Source organism: Chryseobacterium rhizosphaerae (assembly GCF_003385455.1).
Classification (GTDB): domain Bacteria; phylum Bacteroidota; class Bacteroidia; order Flavobacteriales; family Weeksellaceae; genus Chryseobacterium; species Chryseobacterium rhizosphaerae.
In genome coordinates, this window is record NZ_QNUF01000006.1 from 12,384 (window position 1) to 33,846 (window position 21,463).

At 32.1% G+C, this 21,463-nt stretch carries 21 protein-coding genes; 4 read left to right on the plus strand and 17 right to left on the minus strand.

The annotated features are described in order from the left end of the window. The first annotated feature begins 175 nt into the window (after positions 1-175). The 4 genes from DRF57_RS06775 to DRF57_RS06790 all read left to right on the plus strand — a co-directional run bounded on the left by DRF57_RS06775 (position 176) and on the right by DRF57_RS06790 (position 4,646). A complete protein-coding gene (locus tag DRF57_RS06775; RefSeq protein ID WP_115917581.1) occupies positions 176-1,816 on the plus strand; it encodes a S41 family peptidase in 1,641 nt (546 codons plus the stop codon). A 132-nt stretch (positions 1,817-1,948) separates the two neighbouring features. Further along, positions 1,949-3,493 carry a T9SS response regulator signal transducer PorX gene (porX, locus tag DRF57_RS06780; protein ID WP_047488402.1) on the plus strand — a complete coding sequence of 515 codons (1,545 nt, stop codon included), beginning with the start codon at positions 1,949-1,951 and terminating at the stop codon, positions 3,491-3,493. 98 nt (positions 3,494-3,591) lie between these two features. Then, positions 3,592-3,882, plus strand: a complete 291-nt coding sequence (locus DRF57_RS06785; protein ID WP_047488399.1) for a YciI family protein — start codon at positions 3,592-3,594, stop codon at positions 3,880-3,882. Beyond that, positions 3,882-4,646: an exodeoxyribonuclease III gene (locus DRF57_RS06790; protein ID WP_047488397.1), complete on the plus strand. Its 765-nt coding sequence runs from the start codon at positions 3,882-3,884 to the stop codon at positions 4,644-4,646. The genes DRF57_RS06785 and DRF57_RS06790 overlap by 1 nt, the downstream gene beginning before the upstream one ends. Before the next feature lie 69 nt (positions 4,647-4,715). Here DRF57_RS06790 and DRF57_RS06795 read toward each other — a convergent pair whose 3' ends face one another. The 17 genes from DRF57_RS06795 to gmd all read right to left on the minus strand — a co-directional run bounded on the left by DRF57_RS06795 (position 4,716) and on the right by gmd (position 21,427). Beyond that, positions 4,716-5,087: a septal ring lytic transglycosylase RlpA family protein gene (locus tag DRF57_RS06795; protein WP_115917583.1), complete on the minus strand. Its 372-nt coding sequence runs from the start codon at positions 5,085-5,087 to the stop codon at positions 4,716-4,718. A 710-nt stretch (positions 5,088-5,797) separates the two neighbouring features. Continuing rightward, positions 5,798-6,505, minus strand: a complete 708-nt coding sequence (locus tag DRF57_RS06800; protein WP_115917585.1) for a hypothetical protein — start codon at positions 6,503-6,505, stop codon at positions 5,798-5,800. 35 nt (positions 6,506-6,540) lie between these two features. Next, complete coding sequence (locus DRF57_RS06805; RefSeq protein WP_123863296.1) at positions 6,541-7,215, minus strand: hypothetical protein; 675 nt, start codon at positions 7,213-7,215, stop codon at positions 6,541-6,543. 387 nt (positions 7,216-7,602) lie between these two features. After that, on the minus strand, positions 7,603-8,904 hold the full coding sequence (gene rimO, locus DRF57_RS06810) for a 30S ribosomal protein S12 methylthiotransferase RimO (RefSeq protein ID WP_115917589.1): 1,302 nt from the start codon (positions 8,902-8,904) through the stop codon (positions 7,603-7,605). A 95-nt stretch (positions 8,905-8,999) separates the two neighbouring features. Continuing rightward, positions 9,000-9,545 carry a dTDP-4-dehydrorhamnose 3,5-epimerase gene (gene rfbC / locus DRF57_RS06815; protein WP_115917591.1) on the minus strand — a complete coding sequence of 182 codons (546 nt, stop codon included), beginning with the start codon at positions 9,543-9,545 and terminating at the stop codon, positions 9,000-9,002. A 17-nt stretch (positions 9,546-9,562) separates the two neighbouring features. Next, positions 9,563-10,528: an MraY family glycosyltransferase gene (locus DRF57_RS06820; RefSeq protein WP_228450319.1), complete on the minus strand. Its 966-nt coding sequence runs from the start codon at positions 10,526-10,528 to the stop codon at positions 9,563-9,565. Beyond that, positions 10,525-11,421 (minus strand): NAD-dependent epimerase/dehydratase family protein, encoded by an 897-nt coding sequence (locus DRF57_RS06825; RefSeq protein ID WP_115917593.1) that lies wholly within the window; start codon positions 11,419-11,421, stop codon positions 10,525-10,527. The genes DRF57_RS06820 and DRF57_RS06825 overlap by 4 nt, the downstream gene beginning before the upstream one ends. Position 11,422: 1 nt before the next feature. Further along, positions 11,423-12,571 (minus strand): glycosyltransferase family 4 protein, encoded by a 1,149-nt coding sequence (locus DRF57_RS06830; RefSeq protein ID WP_115917595.1) that lies wholly within the window; start codon positions 12,569-12,571, stop codon positions 11,423-11,425. 11 nt (positions 12,572-12,582) lie between these two features. After that, on the minus strand, positions 12,583-13,713 hold the full coding sequence (locus DRF57_RS06835; protein ID WP_115917597.1) for a right-handed parallel beta-helix repeat-containing protein: 1,131 nt from the start codon (positions 13,711-13,713) through the stop codon (positions 12,583-12,585). Positions 13,714-13,717: 4 nt separating this feature from the next. Next, the gene (locus tag DRF57_RS06840) at positions 13,718-14,587 is read right to left on the minus strand and encodes a glycosyltransferase family 2 protein (protein ID WP_115917599.1); all 870 of its coding nucleotides are present in this window, start codon (positions 14,585-14,587) and stop codon (positions 13,718-13,720) included. A gap of 8 nt (positions 14,588-14,595) precedes the next feature. Then, a complete protein-coding gene (locus DRF57_RS06845; RefSeq protein WP_115917601.1) occupies positions 14,596-15,465 on the minus strand; it encodes an alpha-1,2-fucosyltransferase in 870 nt (289 codons plus the stop codon). Then, positions 15,462-16,034, minus strand: coding sequence for an acyltransferase (locus DRF57_RS06850; protein WP_084085208.1), 573 nt, complete (start codon positions 16,032-16,034; stop codon positions 15,462-15,464). Before DRF57_RS06850 ends, DRF57_RS06845 begins: the two co-directional genes overlap by 4 nt. Further along, the gene (locus DRF57_RS06855) at positions 16,021-16,896 is read right to left on the minus strand and encodes a glycosyltransferase family 2 protein (RefSeq protein WP_167449350.1); all 876 of its coding nucleotides are present in this window, start codon (positions 16,894-16,896) and stop codon (positions 16,021-16,023) included. The genes DRF57_RS06850 and DRF57_RS06855 overlap by 14 nt, the downstream gene beginning before the upstream one ends. A 3-nt stretch (positions 16,897-16,899) precedes the next feature. After that, entirely contained in the window at positions 16,900-17,934 is a 1,035-nt protein-coding gene (locus DRF57_RS06860; protein WP_084085212.1) for an EpsG family protein, read from the minus strand. Between the two features lie 2 nt (positions 17,935-17,936). Then, positions 17,937-19,283 (minus strand): O-unit flippase-like protein, encoded by a 1,347-nt coding sequence (gene wzx, locus DRF57_RS06865; RefSeq protein WP_115917603.1) that lies wholly within the window; start codon positions 19,281-19,283, stop codon positions 17,937-17,939. Continuing rightward, positions 19,283-20,359, minus strand: coding sequence for a GDP-L-fucose synthase family protein (locus tag DRF57_RS06870; RefSeq protein ID WP_115917605.1), 1,077 nt, complete (start codon positions 20,357-20,359; stop codon positions 19,283-19,285). The genes wzx and DRF57_RS06870 overlap by 1 nt, the downstream gene beginning before the upstream one ends. A gap of 9 nt (positions 20,360-20,368) precedes the next feature. After that, positions 20,369-21,427 (minus strand): GDP-mannose 4,6-dehydratase, encoded by a 1,059-nt coding sequence (gmd, locus tag DRF57_RS06875; RefSeq protein ID WP_084085218.1) that lies wholly within the window; start codon positions 21,425-21,427, stop codon positions 20,369-20,371. Positions 21,428-21,463: the final 36 nt, after the last annotated feature.

Sequence of the window (21,463 nt, forward strand, 5' to 3'; positions counted from 1 at the left end):
GATTAATTTACTATTAAAGATCTTACATATATATGGGTACCTCCCTATTTTACGAACAGCTTTCAACTTCATGCCGGAAAATTTTAAGATTTTTAAAGGCCATTTTATTTTTAAAAAATCTTTTGTAACTGTAATATTAAAGATTTATCTTTGAATGAAAACACAATAGCCTTTAATGAGAAAGCTCTCACTTTTCCTTTTTGTATTTTTAAGTTTACACTTTTCCGCACAGGTTTTATCAGAAAACCAAAAACTGGAATCACTCTGCAGAGTTTGGGGGTTTTTAAAATATTATCATCCCAATGTGGCAAAAGGGAAATTGGATTGGGATCAGCAACTTCTTCATAAGATCAATGACCTTGAAAAGATTCATGACAAAACAGAGCTCAACCTCTTATATTCTGAATGGATCGAAAGTCTTGGAAAAGTAGATGAATGTAAATCATGTCTAAAAGAGGATGACAAGGTTTATTTTCTGAATAATTTTGACCTGAAATGGATTGACAATCCCAATATATTTACTGAACAAACAGCCCAGACCCTTCATTATATAGAAAATAACCGGAATACAGGAGACAACCATTATTTAGGAAAAGGGGGAAGGAAAATATATTTCAGAAATGAAAATTCTTATGGTTCAAAATTTACTTCCAAAGAAATCGCATTATTGGAACTTTTCAGATATTGGAATTACGTGGAGTATTTTTTCCCTTATAAATATGAAACAGATCAAAACTGGGGTGATGTTTTGTCAGAAATGATTCCAACATTTCTTCATATAAATAATGATGAAAATTATCACCTGGCCTTAGCTGAATTGGTAACCAAAACAGATGACTCCCATGCATTTCTGTTTTCAACGCTGATCAGCCTTCATCAGTTCGGGAATAGAAAAATACCCGTAGAATATTCATATGCAGAAGGAAAACTGGTAATTACCAAAGTAAATACCACCCGATTCAATGAAGAAATACCTTTACGTATAGGAGATGTGATTTATGATATTAATGGTAAAACCATTCCCCAGATGGTTAATGATCTTGGAAAATTTATTCCCGCGTCCAATTCCTGGGGAAAAATAAGAAAAGTAAAAAAACTCCTCCTTTTTACTAACAGAGATTCAATCTCTGTAAAAGTTGAAAGAGATGGGCAAAATTTACCTATCACAGCAAAAACATATTTTGTAAAAGATCTCACTTATGAAACGACTGCCGTTCCCCAAAAGTGGACATTCATAGATAATAAAAAAAGTATCGGCTACGTTAATATGGGGGTTATTGAAAGAGAAGATTTGGATGAGATGTACAGAAACTTAGAATCTGCCACATCTATTATTTTTGATCTTAGAAATTATCCTAAGCAGACCATTATCCCTTTAAGCCGTATTTTACTTCCAAAATCGGCTGTTTATTATCAATTTAACTTTCCTGAAACCAATTATCCCGGTAAGTTTTACAGTAAAAAAAACAGTATCGGAAGAAAAAACAAAAAGTATTACAAAGGGAATGTCGTTGTCTTGGTAGACGAAAATACCCAAAGCCAGGCAGAAACAACGACCATGATGTTTAAGCAGCATCCTAATGCTAAAGTAATCGGGAGCAATACTTCAGGAGCTAACGGAGATATTATCAGATTTAAGATTGCGGACCTCGACACCTGCTTTACAGGGCTTGGAGCATATTATCCCGATGGCAGAGAGACCCAAAGAATCGGTATCATTCCCGATATTATAGTAAAACCTAGTGTAGAGGGCATAAAAAATGGAATTGATGAGGTATTGCAAAGGGCTTTACGTTATATAGAAACCAAAGAATAAATGAAATGAAAACAGAGAAGTTTGGCCATTGTTTTCATTTAACTAATATTTAACTTTTAATCTGCTCATTTTGTGAGATTTTAAACGGATTTGGTCAACATTTTGATAGAATAATCATGTAAAAAATAAATTATGTCAGAAAAGATATTATGGATAGATGATGAAATAGATTTACTTAAACCTCATATCGTATTTTTAGAAAAAAAGGGCTACCAGGTAACCCCCGTTAATAATGTGAACGAGGCATTGGAGCTTATGGATTCAGAGAAATTTGCATTAACATTAATTGATGAAAATATGCCCGGTATTTCAGGATTGGAAGCCATTCCCATGATCAAGGAAAAAGATAATTCCCTGAAAATTGTTATGGTGACTAAAAGTGAAGAAGAACACATCATGGAAGAGGCTATCGGGTCTCAAATTGCCGATTACATTTTAAAGCCTGTAAATCCTAACCAGATTTTGCTTTCATTGAAGAAGAATCTTCAGGAGGATAATCTGGTGGAACAGAAAACAATTCTGCAGTACCAACAAGAGTTCAGAAACCTTTCTATGGAACTTTCTTATTTGAGAACGTATCAGGAATGGGCAGAGTACTATAAAAAGATCCTTAGCTGGGAGATTAAATTTGATAAAGTAGCGGATAATGAATTTGCTGATCTTTTGCAGTCGCAAAAAGAAGAGGCTAATATTCAGTTTGCAAAATTTATCGAAAAAAATTATGAAGACTGGCTTGTTGACTCGGATAAACCTCTGATGAGCCATACTCTTTTCAAGGAAAAGGTAAAACCGGAAGTAGAAAAAGAGAAAGTACTTCTTCTGATGGTTGACAATCTTCGTTACGACCAGTGGAAAGTTGTAGAACCGTTATTTACAAAATACTACAATAAAATTTCCGAAGATTACTATTACAGTATTCTACCAACCGCCACACAGTATGCAAGAAATTCTTTTTTTGCGGGTCTGATGCCGTCAGAAATTGAAAAACGTTTCCCGGACAAGTGGTTCAATGACAATGAGGAAGGTAATAAGAATGAGTTTGAGCGTGATTTCCTTGAAGACCAGATGAAAAGAATCGGACTTGGTTCTAAGTCTATGAAATATCTTAAAGTATTGAATGCAGATTTTGAAAGAAAAATCTATGATGATTTCAACCAGCATAAAAACAATGACCTGCTAGTTATTGTTTATAACTTTATTGATATCCTTTCGCATGCCAAAACAGACAATCATATTGTAGATCAGCTTATCCGTGACGATAAAACTTTCCGTTCTCTTACTTTCAACTGGTTTGAAAACTCTTCACTCCTTAAGATCATTAAGGCAGCAGCAGAAAGCGGATATAAATTGGTTATTACCACCGATCACGGAACAGTATATGTAAAAAAGCCAAGCAAGGTTGTTGGCGACAGAGAGACCTCAACTAATATCCGTTATAAAACAGGAAAGAGCTTAACGTATGACAGCAGTGATGTATGGGCAATTACTAACCCCGAAAAGCTTTTCTTACCAAAAGGAAACCTGAGTTCAAAGTATATTTTTGCCAAAAACAATATATTCCTTGCTTATCCTAAAAATTACAACCATTTTGTAAATTACTATAAAGAGACCTACCAGCATGGAGGAATCTCACTTGAAGAATGTATTATTCCAATTAGCATTTTAGAGCCAAAGTAATATTTCATTTTGAAATTAAAAGCGGAAAAAATCAATTGATTTTTTCCGCTTCTTTTTTTATAGTCTGAAAGAGTTTATATCTTCGTAAAAAATACAGTATGTTTATTATTTCACTTACCTACAAAACGTCTCTTGAAAATGTAGAGCGTTATATACCCGAGCATAATCTTTTTCTTCAAAAGTATTATGATTCCGGACTATTCATTACTTCAGGAAGAAAGGAACCGAGAACCGGAGGCATCATTATTGCCAATACCGTCTCTAAACAGGAAACGCAAAAGATCGTGAGTGAAGATCCTTTTCATGTTCATCAGATAGCAGATTATGAAATCATCGAGTTTATTCCTTCAAAATACAATGAAAACTTTAAATTCTTTATAAAAGACTAATGAAATTAATTACATACAACGTCAATGGAATCAGGGCCGCATTCACAAAAGATTTTTTAGGCTGGTTGAAGGTTGCTGACCCCGATATTATCTGTATCCAGGAAAGCAAAGCCGGAAACGATCAGATAGACATCGAAAGTCTTGAAAAATCAGGATATCACAGTTATTGGCACTCGGCAGTAAGAAAGGGCTATAGTGGGGTTGGAATAGCCTCAAAAATAAAGCCTAATCATGTAGAGTACGGTTGCGGTATTGAAAGCTATGATAATGAAGGCAGAATCATCCGTGCTGATTTTGACGGATTTTCAGCTATTTCCGTATATGTTCCTTCGGCTTCCAATATTGAAAGATTAGATTTTAAGATGCAGTTCTGCCATGATTTTTTAGAATACATCAAAAATCTTAAAAAAGAAATTCCCAATCTTATTATATCCGGTGATTTCAATATTTGTCATGAAGCCATCGATATACACGATCCTATCCGTTTAAAAAATGTTTCAGGGTTTCTTCCTATGGAAAGAGAGTGGATGACCAATTTCATCAACGAATGTGAATTGATTGACAGCTTCAGGTTTTTCAATAGTGATCCTGACAATTATACCTGGTGGAGCTACCGACAAAATTCCCGGGCAAATAATAAAGGATGGAGATTAGATTACAACTTTACTTCATATAGCTTAAAAGACAAGCTTAACAGAGCCGTCATCTTAAAAGAAGCAGTACATTCTGACCACTGTCCGGCTTTATTGGAATTAGATGTCTGATAAGTTCTACTATGATCATACAAAAAGCCAGCTTTTAAAGCTGGCTTTTTTTTAATTTAAATCATAAATTTAATCGACAATTTCATATTCAACCGGAATGGTACCATGACTGATATTTCCGATCTCATCGAACGCTGCTTTAGACATATCTAAAGATCTTGATGAATGGTAAGGCCCTCTGTCATTAATTCTCACTATTACCTCTTTACCATTTTTAAGGTTCGTTACCTTAACGTTTGTTCCGAATGGAAGCGTTCTGTTTGCTGCTGTGAACTTTGAGTTATCAAAAATTTCACCGCTAGCGGTTTTTCTACCGTTAAATTTATCGTGGTAGTACGATGCATAACTTGTTTTTTTCGCATCTAAGGTATTATTCGTAAAAGAATAAACACCTAAAGTTGAAATCATCATTATGATTACGAGAATGAATCTTTTCATCATGTTGAACTTTTATTGGTTTTGACGGAGCAAATGTATCAGGAATCTTTTAAAGTCCACAGTCGAAATGTTAAAAATTGTTAACAAAAACAAAAACATATGTTAAACGCCTTTGTAAGCCCCTATGGATAGGCGTTTTAGGATACACTGTTAAAAAGTGTTAAAAAAATAGACTAAAAGTTAATATAATTAACTAATTCATGCATAATTGTAAAAAACAGCTAATGCAAACTATTGTAAATCAACATGTTGAAAAATAAACAATTCTCATTTTAAAATTAAAATCTGTTTTAAAGAAACAAAAGTTTTAAGATCAAAGACCAAAGATAAAGTTTGTAATAAAGGTCTTTTACAGTGATAAAACTTCATCTTTAAAAGTTATTTTAACAAGCAAAAAAAGAACTAACAAAAAAATCTAAACCCATTATTCATTTTTAAATATGAGTATATCTCCAACTCCTTATATCTAAAACAGATTAATATCAAAAATATCATATTGTTTATCTATTCTTATCTCGAATTCTGATTACTCGGCAATATAACATCCTGTAACTAGCTAAATTTCACTTAGTCCACATTTTTTGTATCTCATCCCAAAGATAATCTTTTAAGATGTTTATAGCCTGCTAACGTAATTCAATTACACTACTGCTATAATTAAAAAAACCAATGAGAAGACTCATTGGTTTTTATTATGTGTAATTGAATAATTATTAATTCTTCAAATATTCTAATACATATTCATATGTATCAGCCGGGTAAACTACAGACATACTAGGAGACCCAGTAATTGCATTTCCAGCAGAAGTAGCTACAGTATAAGAATATAAGCTTCTGTCATATACTGTATTGGTTCCAGCTTTATAGATCGTAATTCCATACATAGCAGTCATTCCAGTAGGTGCAGGAATATTTACAGCTGTAGAAGTACCAGTAGCTGCAAATGAACCTTTAACAGCATATACTTGCTTATTATTTACTGAAGTATTGGTAATTGTTTCTGTTGTAAGGATATTCAGTTTCCCAGCATTGGCATTAGATCCTAGTGGTAACCATTTACCTGGAGTAACATCCGTAGACTGCCCCGGGTTAGAGAAATAGTAAAAACCAGGAGTTACAGCAGTTACTACTCCATTACCAGCAACGGTATTACCAGTAGCAGTATTGTAAACTACCATACCATCATAAGCTGATGGGAAGTTGATTCCATCTAAACTAGATGTTTTAAAAGTAAACTGCGTTAAATCTGTTGACGGGAATAATAATCCTTTTCCATCATTAACAGTTGAATTATTATTTGTAGAAGCATCTAAGAAGATGTTCTCATTTGGGAATTGGTTAGTGATAGCTCCGTTGGATAAAACCTGCGCACTTGCATATGTACCTGCTGTTACAAAAAGTGCTAATATTATTTTTTTCATTTGCTTAAAGTTAAAAAGTTACAATTAAAATTCTATTATCTTCCTGTAAGGATACCCCATACCTTTACACCAGCCTGGTCAACTGTAATAAAACAGAAAGATCCGGCAGAAGTAATTGTAGAAGGATAACCGCCTATAGGTCTAGTAGGTCCGGCTACGGCAGTAACATCCCATCCAATATTCCCGGGCCCGTTAGCAGATACACATCTAACCGAATTTAAAGGAAGTGTTGTAGCATCCGGTAATTTTAATACACTAGTTCCACCCATTGAAGTTGCAACGATTGAATAATCATCAGCAGCCCATGCAATAGCAGTAGGTGTTACATGAAGCCTACCTTTCTGAATTTGGAAGTTTGGAGTAGAAGTTCCTCCTCCTACAGGTTTCCATGTAGAAGATACAGAATCATAATAATAGAATCCAACCGCAGTCACATTTGCTGTTTTAGTGGTAGTTGTACCATCAACAGCAGTAACATAGGTAAGTGCACCGTTCTGGTCAGCAGTATAAGCGTTATTCTTAGCTGCTAACTGATCTTCAGTTAAACGAGGGACCAATAAAGCATCAGGTCTTGCATTGTCCGTAGTATTAGCTACTACATCTAAAGTTGCGGCAGGTGTGGTTGTGTTAATCCCCACTCGCCCTTGCTGAGCCTTGGAAAGTGCCGAAAGGCAAACAAGCATTGTTGCTGTGAATAAAAATTTTTTCATAAGTTTTTAAAGATTTTAATTACATTATTTTCATCAGTATTTTCATCAGGAAGATGCATCCCAACTTGTGATTCTTCCTTTAGCTAATATAGACAAATATAGTACATTATAGTCATTTTAAGCTCTATTTCAAACAAATAACTTATTGAAAGCATATGATTTAAAAATATTGCTTATGGCGCAAATTTAAGACATAATTTTTTAATTTATATACTTTATAAAATAAATTTAAAAAATCTTAATATGGTAAAAACGTAAATAATTGAAAACCAGAAATATAAATAATTGTAAAAATTAAATATTTATGTTAATTTTCATTAATATATTTTCATTTCAGATCTAAAAGCCAAATTCAATACTCCTGATAATCAAGACTAAATAAAATGATTATACCAGCTCTCCGTACAGATCAAATTCTTCAGCTGAGGTGATCTTCACTTCTGCGAATTCTCCTATAGAAATATAGGTTTCTTCGGCCGAAACTAAAACAGTATTATCTACATCTGGAGAGTCATATTCTGTTCTTCCAATAAAGTAATTTCCTTCTTTACGGTCAAAGACACATTTAAAGGTTTTACCTATTTTTTCCTGATTTTTCTCCCATGAAATTTGTGACTGCAGTTCCATGATTTCCTCGACCCTCGCCTCTTTTACTTCCTGTGGAATATCATCTTCCAATACATGGGCCGTTGTATTTTCCTCATGTGAATAGGTAAAACATCCTAATCTATCGAATTTCTGTTCTCTTACCCAGTCTTTAAGTTCCTGAAACCTCTCTTGTGTTTCACCGGGATATCCTACAATTAAAGTCGTTCTAATTGCCATATCCGGAACTTTTTCTCTGAATTTTGCTAAAAGTGCATCTGTTTTTTCGTGAGTTGTTCCTCTCTTCATAGATTTCAAAAGATCTGAATTGATGTGCTGAAGAGGAATATCAATATAATTACATACTTTCGGTTCTTCACGGATGATATCCAGAACATCTTCAGGAAATCCACTTGGGAAAGCATAGTGAAGACGAATCCATTCTATTCCCTCTACTTTTACCAATTCTTTTAAAAGATCTCCAAGCGCACGTCTTTTATACAGGTCTAATCCATAATAGGTAAGATCCTGAGCGATAAGAATCAATTCTTTTGTCCCTTTTTTAGCCAGTTTCTGAGCTTCAGTCACCAACTTTTCGATAGGTGTTGAAATATGCCCCCCTCTCATTAAAGGAATAGCACAGAACGAACAAGGTCTGTCACAGCCTTCTGAGATTTTAAGGTAAGCATAATGTTTGGGAGTGGTAGTGAGTCTTTCTCCAACCAATTCGTGTTTGTAATCTGCTCCAAGATGTTTTAAGAGAATAGGAAGGTCTCTTGTTCCAAAATATTGGTCAACATCTGGAATTTCTCTTATCAAATCCGGCTTATACCTTTCAGAAAGGCAACCTGTAACGAATACTTTCTCCACTTCCCCTCTGTTTTTAGCCTCTACATAATCAAGGATCGTATTGATAGATTCTTCTTTGGCATTATCTATGAATCCACAGGTGTTGATGACTACAATATCACCACGGTCTTCATGAACCACTTCTTTGCCATTTGCTTTCAATTGGCTCATTAAAACTTCAGAATCATATACATTCTTGGAGCATCCAAGAGTAACTACATTGATTTTCTTCTTCCCTACAGATTTTGTGCGCATCTTTTTGATTTTGAGTGTGCAAAGATACAAAATATTGAAGAGTAAAAAATTAAAAAATAAAAACCACTTTAGAAAAGTGGTTTTCAATATCTTATTTAAAAGTTTCCTTCAGCAAACGTAGGCAGGATTCTATCTTTATCTGAAAGCTGAACTACATCGAGCGGCAACTGCCAATCTATATTCAATTCAGAATCATTCCAGATAACACTTCCTTCTGATTCTTTATTATAAAAGTTATCGCATTTATAGGAAAAGACAGCTGTTTCACTTAATACAGAGAAACCATGTCCAAAACCTCTTGGTACATAGAGTTGCAATTTATTTTCAGGAGTTAGCTCAATACCATACCACTGACCAAAAGTAGGAGATTCTCTACGCAGGTCTACAGCGACATCAAAAACTCTTCCTTCAAGACAAGATACTAGCTTTGCCTGTGCATGTTCTCCTTTTTGAAGGTGCAGTCCTCTCAACACACCATAAGAAGACTTCGAAATATTATCCTGTACAAAATGACCGTTCATACCCGTAAGTTCTTCAAATTTTTTCTCATTGTACTTTTCAAAAAAGTAACCTCTCCCGTCTTCGAAAATAGTAGGTTCTATTACGTAGCAATCTTTTAAGGGAGTTTCTTTTATTTTCATATTTAGGTTTTAATCTTTTATAAACTGTATTTCTTTTTTAAGCTCAATTTTAATCCCAGGTAAACGCCACCTGCAGGAATAAAAACAATTAATACAATAGCCCAAATTGGAAAGTGCGAATGTATTAAAAATATATTTATGAATAATTGTACTATAGCATAAACACTGCTGATAACTAAATGAGAGACTTTTTCCTCATTCGCGAAAAGCTGATATAAGTGTCTTCTATGGGCTTCAAAAATATTCTCTTTTAAAAATATTCTTTCAATAATAGTAAGTACTACTTCCATTCCGTAGATTGCCAAAAGTAAGATGTATTTATACTCACCTGTTCTCATGATCAGCAATGTAATAAGCCCGATTACCCAAAATCCGATCCCCATACTTCCCACATCACCGGCAAAACATTTTGCTTTTTTTCTGAAATTAAAAAACAAAAAGACAAAGCATGCTAGTATAGGATAATAAATAAAATCATGATCAGTAAACTGAATAATTTCTCTGTTGATATACGCCAGAGAACCCAGGGTAACCAGACTGTAGATTCCTGTCATCCCATTAATACCATCCATAAAGTTATAGGCATTGAGTGTCCCTATGATCACAACAAATAATATAGGCCAAACCCAAAAAGGCATTAAGGCAAAGGCTCCGGTAAAATATAGCAGTAAAATAACTGAAATAAGATGGACAGACAGCCTTATTTTATTAGATAATGTCCTAATATCATCAATAAAACTTATTGTACATATCGCAAGCAGACCTAATCCAAAAGACCAATACTCCTCTATTACCAAGCTGGGATTAAACAACCCAAAAATAATAAATGCAACTGGAAAGATAATTCCTCCGCCTCTTAAGGTAATCTGTGTATGGGCGCTTCTGTGGTTGGGTTTGTCAATAATATTATATTTATCAGCTATTTTAAAATACAACAGCATTACAATAAATAAGACAATTATTATCATTATATATTCCATCATTTGTTTTTAAAGCTTTTTATTGTTTTAAAAAGGCCTTCTTCTGCGGATACAGGAAGTGTTTTTATATGTAAAGTATTCTTAATTTTTTCATTTGAAACCTGATAACTCTCTGTTAGCTTTTTCAATCTTTCGGAATTTAAAGGTAATTTTAGTGCATCACCTAATTTTGCTACTGAAGAAATCATTGCGGAAGGTAGCCTCCACAGCTTGCTTTTTCTACCTGAAGCCTTTCCTATAATTTTTATCAAATCATTTGTAGAAATACTTTCATCATCAGCAAAATTATAAATTCCGGAGGGAATATCTTTATTCTTAAGTATTTCGTGTATTAAAAAGTTTAAATTGTCAATACTCAAAAATGAACGTTTATTGTCAAAAGCAGCTAATGGCCACGGAACACCCTTTTCTACCACTTTATACAAGAGATTCAGATTTCCTTTATTTCCAGGACCATGGATCATGCATGGACGGATAATAAAAAATCTCTTTCCTTCGGGAAGTTTTTTTGATAATAAATATTCTTCAGCCAAAAGCTTAGATTTTCCATAAGGTGTCTTAGGGTCGGATGCATGTCCTTCATCCAAAATTCCATCAACGGTATCTGCTGTTGCTTTTACACTGCTAAAATAAATGAAATCTCTGATATCCGAATCCACAAATTCATCAAAAAGTTTCTTGGTAAGCTCTGTATTTACTTTAAAGTATTCCTCGTCAGCCGAAGTATTTGCTGTGTCGTGGGCTTTTCCTGCAAGATGGATCAAAGCATTGAAACCATCATGGAGTTTCCAGTCATTCCTTAAGGATAAACCTGAAAAAAAACAATTCTGTTTTTCTAAATATTCCGATAAGTTTTGCCCGACAAATCCAGAGATCCCTGTGATAAGTATGTTCATTTTAATAGCCTAATTTTGTATGTATTATATCCCAAACTTTTGTTTCTTCAAAGTTTTCTCTCACAAAACTTCTGCCGCTATCTCCATGAAGTTGCTTCATTTCGGGATTTTCAATATAAAATTCTATTTTTTCTATAATATCTTCCGCATTATTCTTAATAAAAACACCTGTTTTATTTTCTATAATTGATTCAGTACATCCTGTAGCTTTAGTTATCAAAACGGGCAAATTCATAGAAGATGCCTCCAAAGAAACAGTGGGAAATCCTTCACGATATGTAGGAAGTACAAAAACATCCATTAACTTGAAATATGGAGCTGCATTTAATACAAATCCTGTATTGATAATACGAGGGTCATTTTCAATCATCCTTTTTGATTCTTCGCTAATTGAATCTCTTTCTTCAATTGGCCCCACTAAAAGAAGCTTTATGTGATCGTATTCTTCTCTAAGGGTTTTCCATGCTTCAATAAGTTCATTAATTCCCTTATCTTTTACCAACCTTCCGACATACCCTATTACAAAATCTTTATCTGTAATTTTAGTGTTGTTCCTAATATCTTTTATCAGATACTCATCTTGTTTTTCCGGATTAAATTTATTTTCTGTATCTATTCCGTTACAAGTACCTAGGCCTAAAACTATATTTTTAGATCGTGCATTCAGGTGATCTGCTTCACTAATGGCTTTTACAGAGTTACTTACACAAACAACCTCGGTTGCTAATGTTCCAGAAAGTCTATCAATATTCTGAAGTAAAAATCTCTTAAGACCAGTACTGGTTTCATAAATGATACCATGTCTAAAATATATTCTGGTTTTTACACCAGACAAAGCTGCTGCTATCATTGAAACCATCCCTCCTTTAGGAGTATGACCTACTACTATTTCTATATTATTCTTTTTAATGAATTTATAGATTTTATAAATAGCTTTTAAATCAGTAATTGGACTTATATTTCGAGTAACATCTACAGCAAATGGTGTGTATTCCAGTGGCTCCGCCAGTTGAAAGAACTCTTCTGAAGGAGTACATCCAAGATAATAATCATTATTTGTTTTTTTACTAAGATATTTAAATTGCTTACCAAAAAAATGATTAATAACAAATGATACTGTAACAATGTGAAGAACTTTATAATTTTTCAATATGTAATGTATTAAAAGTTTTTCTTATTAAATATCCCCTTAGTATCTTTATTATCAGTTGTAGATATATTTTTGATATTAAGTTTAACCTGTTTATTGTCATTTTGAAGATCTACAAACCCGTTTTTCAAACTTTTCCAATTTCCATTTGTCACATTAACTGTTCCAGTGGGTTCATATTTCTTTTTATCCTTACTTGTTAATAGTCCAAAAGGATATTGATAATCATCACTAAAATAATTATCTATATTAATTGTTATATTTCTTTTGTATTTTGCATCATCTGTAGAAAATCCAAAAAGAACCACATATAATCCACCATTAAAATTATTTGATGTTATTACGTTCTTTAGGTTTACATTCTCAATGATATCTTTATGCCAACTAGGTTCTATGTCAATACCAAACATTGGATTCGTACCAAACGTATTAGAAACCAATATATTATCTAAAAAGACATTTTTCCCAGATGTAATTGCAATTCCATTTCTTCTTGCAAAATCTACTTTTGCATCCTTGATGTGAATATCTTCACAATATCCTCCATCTTCTGAACCAACAAATATCCCTTCTCCCCAAGTGTCCTTGATATCTGAATTATAAACAAAAACTTTTTTTGAATTTCTTATTCCGATTCCTGCTCCCCATTCACCTTTATTATCTATATGTGTTTTTCTATCACCTATAATCTTAGGATTATATAAAGTGACATTTTCTACATTATAAATTCGGATAATATCATACCAGTCCTTGATATTCTCAATATCCGTTTTTGGGGAATGATCTGCCTTTGCGCGAATTTCAGATTGAGATTGGAAAAAAATTTTAGAATTACTCTTCAAAAAAAGTCCTTTACTATTAATTAATACAGGAAAATTCGGAAATTTAACATTCCTTTTTTCATTTAAAATTTTTTGAATAATTTCTGTATAATCTACATTTCCATTCCTAGAATAGTTTTTAGGTAATGCAAGTGTGAGGTCATAATATATGGTGTTATCCTTTTTGAGGGTAATTTTTCTATTATTATAGGTACTCAACATAGACTTTGGTATATCTTTATACTTAAAGTCAGGTTCCTGGCAGCTGAAAAAGCTTGTTAATAGTATGTAACAAAAAATCAATTGTGCTTTTATTTTCATCTTATTATTTTTTTGCTAATGATTTTAAAAGAGGGTCATTATAATCCTGAAGAGAAATATTACCTGCTAATGTTTTATTTCTTCGTGCAATATAATAATTATCTAAACCTACTGTATTTATCAATAAAGCTAAATTACTTTTCAGATAAGAAGTCAAAATCATTTTCTTCTGCTTGAAGGGATGATTAGTTAGATATGGATTTTTTCTAAATATTTTTCTCTGCTGTTTTAAACGAAAAAGATATGTTTTAAGTTTGAATTTTAAGGGATCTCTATAAAAAAGTAAAGGTTCTTCTATTATTTTAAATACGGAATTTTCTCTACTTCGTAACCATAAATCAAAATCCTCTGCCCCAATAAGTTCTTCATCATATTTATATTTTTTGAACCATTCTGTTTTACCTGCAACAGTAGGATGTATAAAAGTTATTGTTTTTAAAGCATCTTCGTATGATGGAGGTATTTGAGCGAGTCTAAACCCTATTACTTCGTTTAGATCACCAATTATGACTGCTGATGAACCAACAACGTCAACATCCGGATTATTCTCTAAAAAATCAATCTGTTTTTCCAGCCGGTTGCTAAACATAATATCATCAGCATCCATCCTAATGAAGTATTTTCCTTTAACCAAATCAATTTGTTGATTAAGGCGATAGGAAATACCTTTATTAAGGCCATCCACATATAATTTTATTCTTGAATCATTAAATGATTTTACAATTTCCACAGACTTATCTGTACTACCGTCATCAGTGATAATTAATTCAAAATTTGTATGACTTTGATTCAGGATAGAGTTTAATGTAAATTTTAAAAATTTCTCTGCATTAAACATTGGAATAGCAATCGAAACTAATATATTATCATTCATTTTACTCACTATAATTTAATCCAATCACCAGGAATGAAATATTTTACATTATCTTTTAAAAAATTCACATACCAATTCCGTGGCGCTATTACTGTTTTATTTTCATTTTTATTCAACCATGCAGCCCACCAACTGAAGGTACTGTTGGCTATAATTTGATTTTTGCATTTACTCATTAGCAGCATATCTTCAATAGCAGAATTTCCTTCAATAAAATTAAACTCACTTCCTTTAAAGTTATCCTTAGCCCATTCTTTATCTTCAGTAAAGATAAAAAAAACAGGGTTATCAATTTTTTCTTTAATCAGTTGAATTGCTTTCCTATAATAATCCATATCACATATATGAAATATTTTAGCATTTGCCGCAATATTCATGTAATCTCCTCTCCTAATATGGATACTTACAGAATTAGTATTTTTAATTTGAGAAATTAAGCTACTTAGCCTAGTCTCGGACTCTGTAGATAATTTTATCTTATCTTTTAACAACTGAGAAATATAATTAGGATATTCCTGATTCTGCCAATATCCATCATAATAACATTGATCTCTTAAGTCCTTTTCTACAGTATGGATATTTACACTTTGTATTTTATGTGTCTTATTAAAGACTGGAAATTTTTGAATCAATTTTCGCTCAATTTTTCTCAATGGGCCATTAAACATAAAATATTCTCCCTCCTCAAAACTATCCTCAAGATAAATAGGTAAATCAAATTTTTGAATATCTAATTCTCTTTTTGTAAAACTCTTATTTTCTATTTTAGTTTGAGAAAAATACTTCACATTAGTATTCAGAACTCCAGCAGTATATTGTCCAAATGCATACTGAAAAAGCTGGTTGCCTAATCCTCCTGATATTTTTACATAAATCATTTTTTCCTAAATTTTATAATAATTGAAGGGACACCTGCATTAATTGAATACATTTCTGTATCTTTTGTTACTACAGCACCTGCAGCTACAATACTTCCTTTTTTAATGGTAACACCATCCGTAATTACAGAGTTCGCACCTATCCATACATCATCCTCAATAATGATACCTTTTTCGCTTGATCCTTGTAAAATCATAGGGATATCTGTTTGCAAAAAGTTATGATTCCCTCCTGCAATCATACAATTGGGAGCAATCATTACATTTTCACCTATTGAAACAATACCATAAATTGAGGTACCAGGATTGATCTGTGTGTGATCACCTATTTCAAGTTTTAAAGGCCATAGGGTAACAAAAGGATTAATTTGAACTTTTTTACCCAAGCTTATATGTTTATGATTTCTTATTGAACTTCTTAACGATATGTATGATAAAAAACCTATTTTTTTGAATAAGAGAAGATGTATGGGATATAACAAAATCGTTTTTAAGGCTCTAAAAAAAACAAAAAAATATAAAAAAGGATTATGTAGAAGTTTGTATAATTTTGAACTATCTTTTTGCATAAATATATTTTAAAATATCTTGATAATCTTTTTTCTTAGATTTATTATTCGTTAAAGTAAAATAAATTAGTTTTATAGAATTTGAAAAGAGTTCTATATATTTATACTTCGTCTGACTGGATATATTAAAATGCTTTTTAAAGTAATAAAAATAGCTGTCAAACTCAGTTTTCATTTTAAAAAAAGTACTTGAAGATGCACCTTGTAAATGTATTATTTTAGCTTCAGGTACAGACATCATTTTCAGTCCTTTCTTTTTTATTCTCAGTTGTAATTCTCCATCTTCAACATACATAAAAAATGCAGGATCAAAACCACTTAATTCATCAAACAACTCTTTTTCCATTAACAAATCTGCTCCAATTACAATTGCTACATCCTGAGGTTTACCCGATTCATTAAACACATTATTATTCAGAAGAAATGACAAATGAAGTCTATAAGCTATTATTGAAAAAAGTGAAGGATAATACATTGAAAAAGAAAAATTTGGTTTCATATCTTCTGTAAACAAATTTCCACCACACGCTCCTATTTCTTTATTCTTATCTTTAAAATCAAATAATATTTTAATGGCATTATTGATAAGGATTGTATCACTGTTTAACAAAAAGACATATTTTCCTTTTGCATATGAAACACCTAAATTATTAGCTTTTCCAAAACCTAAGTTTTCATCGCTTTGAACAAAGATTACTTCAGGAAAGTTTTCTGATAGCATCTTATTAGGACTTTTAACTGAATTGTTATCTACTACAATAATTTCGTAAAGAAGATTTTCCGTCTTATCAATTATAGAAGTTATACATTCTTTTAAAAGCTTTTCTGTATTGTAATTAACAATAATAATTGAAACATCCATCATTTATGGTTTAAAAATACCTATATAAAAAAAGTTTAAATAAAAATAGGCAAAACTCACTGCAATCACAATAATTCTGCCTAAAAGATTAGGTCTTATAACTGAAAATACTATTGGTATGAAAAGAATATCTGCTACGGCAAATAAGTCTGCAATTCTTCCTGCATAAACAGGATTAAAAGATAGTGCAGCTAGAGAACCGATACTTAGAATATAAAATTTAAATAATAATATACTGTATTTGTTAATCTCCTGAAGTTTGTCCAGTTTATAGAATGCAAAATAAGCTATTGCAATTCTCATAATCTGCCATGCATTAAAAATATTCAACTCTGTTCCCTCTATGAAATCATATGCATTTACCTTGTTCTGCATAAATATGGGAAGAACATCCTGTATAGCTACTAAAACTCCTGATAAAAGAGTAGAAATAAGATAGCAAACAGGAATCACAAGTGCATAGACTTTCTTATTAATCTTGGTAGGGTTTATAAACCAGAACAAGAAAACAAAAAATGCGGAGTAATGAAATAAAAATGCGGTTAAGGCTAGAATTAGAAATACCTTCCAATTTCTATCATACAGTGGTTTAATACATAATAATATTAATCCTGATGCAACTCCTGCTCTAATTTGGGTCATATCCTGCAATAAAAACAAATATGAAAAATACACCAATAAAGAAAGCAAGGGGAGATCACTGTATTTTTTTATTGCATAGATTTTGGTACTTACTCCTAAAAGTGCATAGATAAAGATAAAGTAATCAAAATCTAGATTCCAGACCTTTTTAATAAGATATAAGGCAAATCTAAAGGATGGTTCTTTTGATTCTGTTTCATGTTTATCCGAAAACATATAGTAGTACATTTCGTAGTCTCTATCAAAAAAAGGAGGTCTTAAACCTGCAATAAGAACTAAGCCTATTCCTACAAAAAAAATTAAAAAATTTCTGAATGGAAGTTTTTTATATTCTAAAATGCCAAATAAAGCAATAAAACTAAGAAAAAAATAAGAGACTATAATTAATTCTGACATTCCTATTTCTTTTGTAATATTTGTAAATCTTTTATCACTTCAAAAGGCCATTTCCACCCCTGATATATCAAAGTAACTACTAATGGAACTACAATCATTCCCAGTACATTATTTCCTAAGAAATTAAAATATGCTAAAAGCCCTAATACAATAGCTACTCCTGAAATCATTGAAGCCTTAAAAAAAGGTACATGATTTTTAGTTACCAAAACTGCACCTGCCATAGAAACATTAGTCTCAATTAAAGATGAGATTAAAAGTAGCACAATCAATGAGGAAAGAATAAGCTGTGTTTTACTATGCAAAAGATCTAAAATATAAGGCCCTACTATGACTATTATACACCCACAGATTAAATAAGTAAGTACCATAAATAGGATTCCTCGTTTATAGATATTTCTAATAAACTCAATATTGTTTTTAACTCTTGAATCTACAATTTTAGGAATATAAGTTAATATATAGATACTACTTAATCCCGAAATCACACTTACTAATTGTATTGTTACCCCATAAGAGGCTATGTCTGTTAGTGCCAGGTAAAAAGACCCAATAATAAGTGATGATTTTGTGACCATAAACCCGCCCAATGAAGTTAAACCCATTTTGATTGCGTTTGGGGAAATGGATTTAAGGATATCTTTTTGCTCATTCCCCTTACACTCACGTAATTTTTCTGTAATTTCTGAATCATAAAAGGCACGATAAGAAAGAAAACGAATAATTAAAACTGAAGATAACTGAGCTGCAACAATAGCAATAAGTCCTAAATTAAACCAAATTAAAATAGTCGCCAAAAACAGATAAACTACCTGCCCAATAACATTAATCTGTTTTAATCTTTTAATTTTCCCTCTTCCTTCCAAAAGAGAATCATAATAAAGTGTATATAAATTGTAAGAAGTTATAACACATAGAATCCCCCAAGAAATATATACTTCAGTATGAGAGTTATTATATTTTTTCAATAGTGTGAAGATATAATAAGTTCCCAGTGTGGATAATAAAAAGAAGCAGACAAGAGCCAATCTGGCATAAAACCATCGCATAGCATTAATCAACCCCTTCAATAAAGAATAACTTACTCCTTTTTCTGATTCATTTTCAAATCCATATGATTGCAGCTTTTTCACACCACTAAAAACGTAGGTTACATTTCTTGCGAAAGAAGGATTAAATCCAAAATCCAAAAGATATGAAAAAGCTGTAATAGACATAAAAACCGTCCAGATTCCTACTGTTTCTGAAGGCATTTTATTTAAAATAACCGGTAGTAATAATGCAGAAGAAGCAATCTTAAAAAAGGTTGCTAAATAATTCCAAATAATATCACTTCTTCCAATATTCATTAAACTAAATTATTAATATACCAATTATACATTTCCTTTACTCCATTCTCAATCTCAACATTGTGTTTCCAACCCAAAGAATTTAGCTTTGATACATCAACTAATTTTCTCATTGTTCCATCTGGCTTAGAATCGTCAAAAAGAATATTTCCTGAAAAATTTATTTCTCCAGCAATCAGGAATGCAAGATCTTTTATTGTTAAATCTTTTCCTGTTCCAATATTGATATGGGTATTTCTGATCTCTTTTTTATCCGCAGTGACATCTGTAAAATTTATATTTTCCATTAAGAAAATACATGCATCAGCCATGTCCTCACTCCATAAAAACTCTCTCATAGGTTTTCCTGTACCCCATAGCTCTACTCTATCTTTTAAAATACCATATTTTGCAAGAATACTTTCTATAGCTTCATTACTATGACTACCTGAAATTCCTTCTACAGGTCTTTTGTCTAAGTCTTTTCGTACTGTTTCCCAATCATTGTTCATTAATGAATTGGCTAAATGTATCTTTCTGATCATTGCAGGAAGCACATGGCTTTTTTCAAGATCAAAATTATCGTTAGGACCATACAAGTTTGTAGGCATTACAGAAATGAAATTTGTTCCGTACTGAATGTTGAAACTTTCACACAATTTAATCCCTGCTATTTTAGCAATTGCATAAGGCTCATTGGTATATTCCAATATATCTGTAAGCAATTCTGTTTCATTAATAGGTTGGTGAGCTTCTTTAGGGTAAATACAAGTACTCCCCAAGAAAAGAAGTTTTTTTACATTATGCTTATATGATTGATAGATTACATTTTGTTGAATCTGGAGATTGTTATATATAAAGTCAGCCCTATAAGTATTATTTGCCATAATCCCCCCCACATATGCAGCCGCTAAAAAAACATACTCTGGTTTTTCATCTTCAAAAAACTTTTCCGTAACATCTGCATTCATCAGATTAAGTTCTTTTGATGTTCTTCCGATTAGATTTGTATATCCACTTTCTGAAAGCTGCTTCCATATTGCAGACCCAACCAATCCTTTATGCCCTGCTACATATATTTTGCTATTCTTCTCCATTGTATATAATTAACGTTTTTTTACATATTCAAGATCATGTTTCACCATGATTTCTACCAATTCATCAAATGATGTTTGTGTAGGGTTCCATCCCAAAAGGGTTTTAGCCTTGGTAGGGTCACCTAAAAGCTGATCTACTTCTGATGGTCTGAAATATTTTGGATCTACTTCCACTAAAACTTTATCTGATGCACTATCAATTCCCTTTTCATCAACTCCCGTTCCTTCCCAACGAATTTCTATATTTGCAACTTTAAAAGCTTTTGTAATAAATTCACGTACAGTATGCATTTCTCCAGTAGCAATTACAAAATCTTCCGGTTGATCATGTTGCAACATAAGCCACATACATTCTACATAATCTTTGGCATATCCCCAATCTCTTAAAGAGTCAAGATTTCCCATATAAAGCTTCTCCTGAAGTCCTTGAACAATCCTAGCTACTGCTAACGTAACTTTTCTGGTAACGAAATTCTCACCTCTTCTCTCACTTTCATGATTAAAAAGAATTCCATTTACAGCAAACATATCATATGACTCTCTATAGTTTTTAGTAATCCAAAAACCATACTGTTTTGCAACACCATATGGACTTCTAGGATAGAACGGTGTAGTTTCTTTTTGTGGAACTTCTTGAACAAGACCAAATAATTCAGAAGTGGATGCCTGATATATTCTTGTTTTTTTCTCCATTCCTAAAATCCTTATTGCTTCTAGCAGTCTTAACGTTCCAACAGCATCAGTTTCTGCAGTATATTCCGGTACATCAAAACTAACTTTAACGTGGCTTTGTGCTGCTAAATTATAAATTTCATCAGGTTGGGTAAGTTGTATAACCCTCATTAATGAGCTAGAATCAGTCATATCTCCATAATGTAAGTTAATTGACCTTTTTTGGTGCATATCTCTTACCCATTCATCGAAATAAAGATGTTCTATTCTATCAGTATTAAAAGATGATGAACGACGAATAATACCATGCACTTCATATCCTTTTTCAATTAAAAATTCAGCTAGAAATGATCCGTCTTGTCCTGTAATTCCTGTGATTAATGCTATTTTCCCCATATTTGTATTCTAAATTCTTTAATTATTATTAAGCTA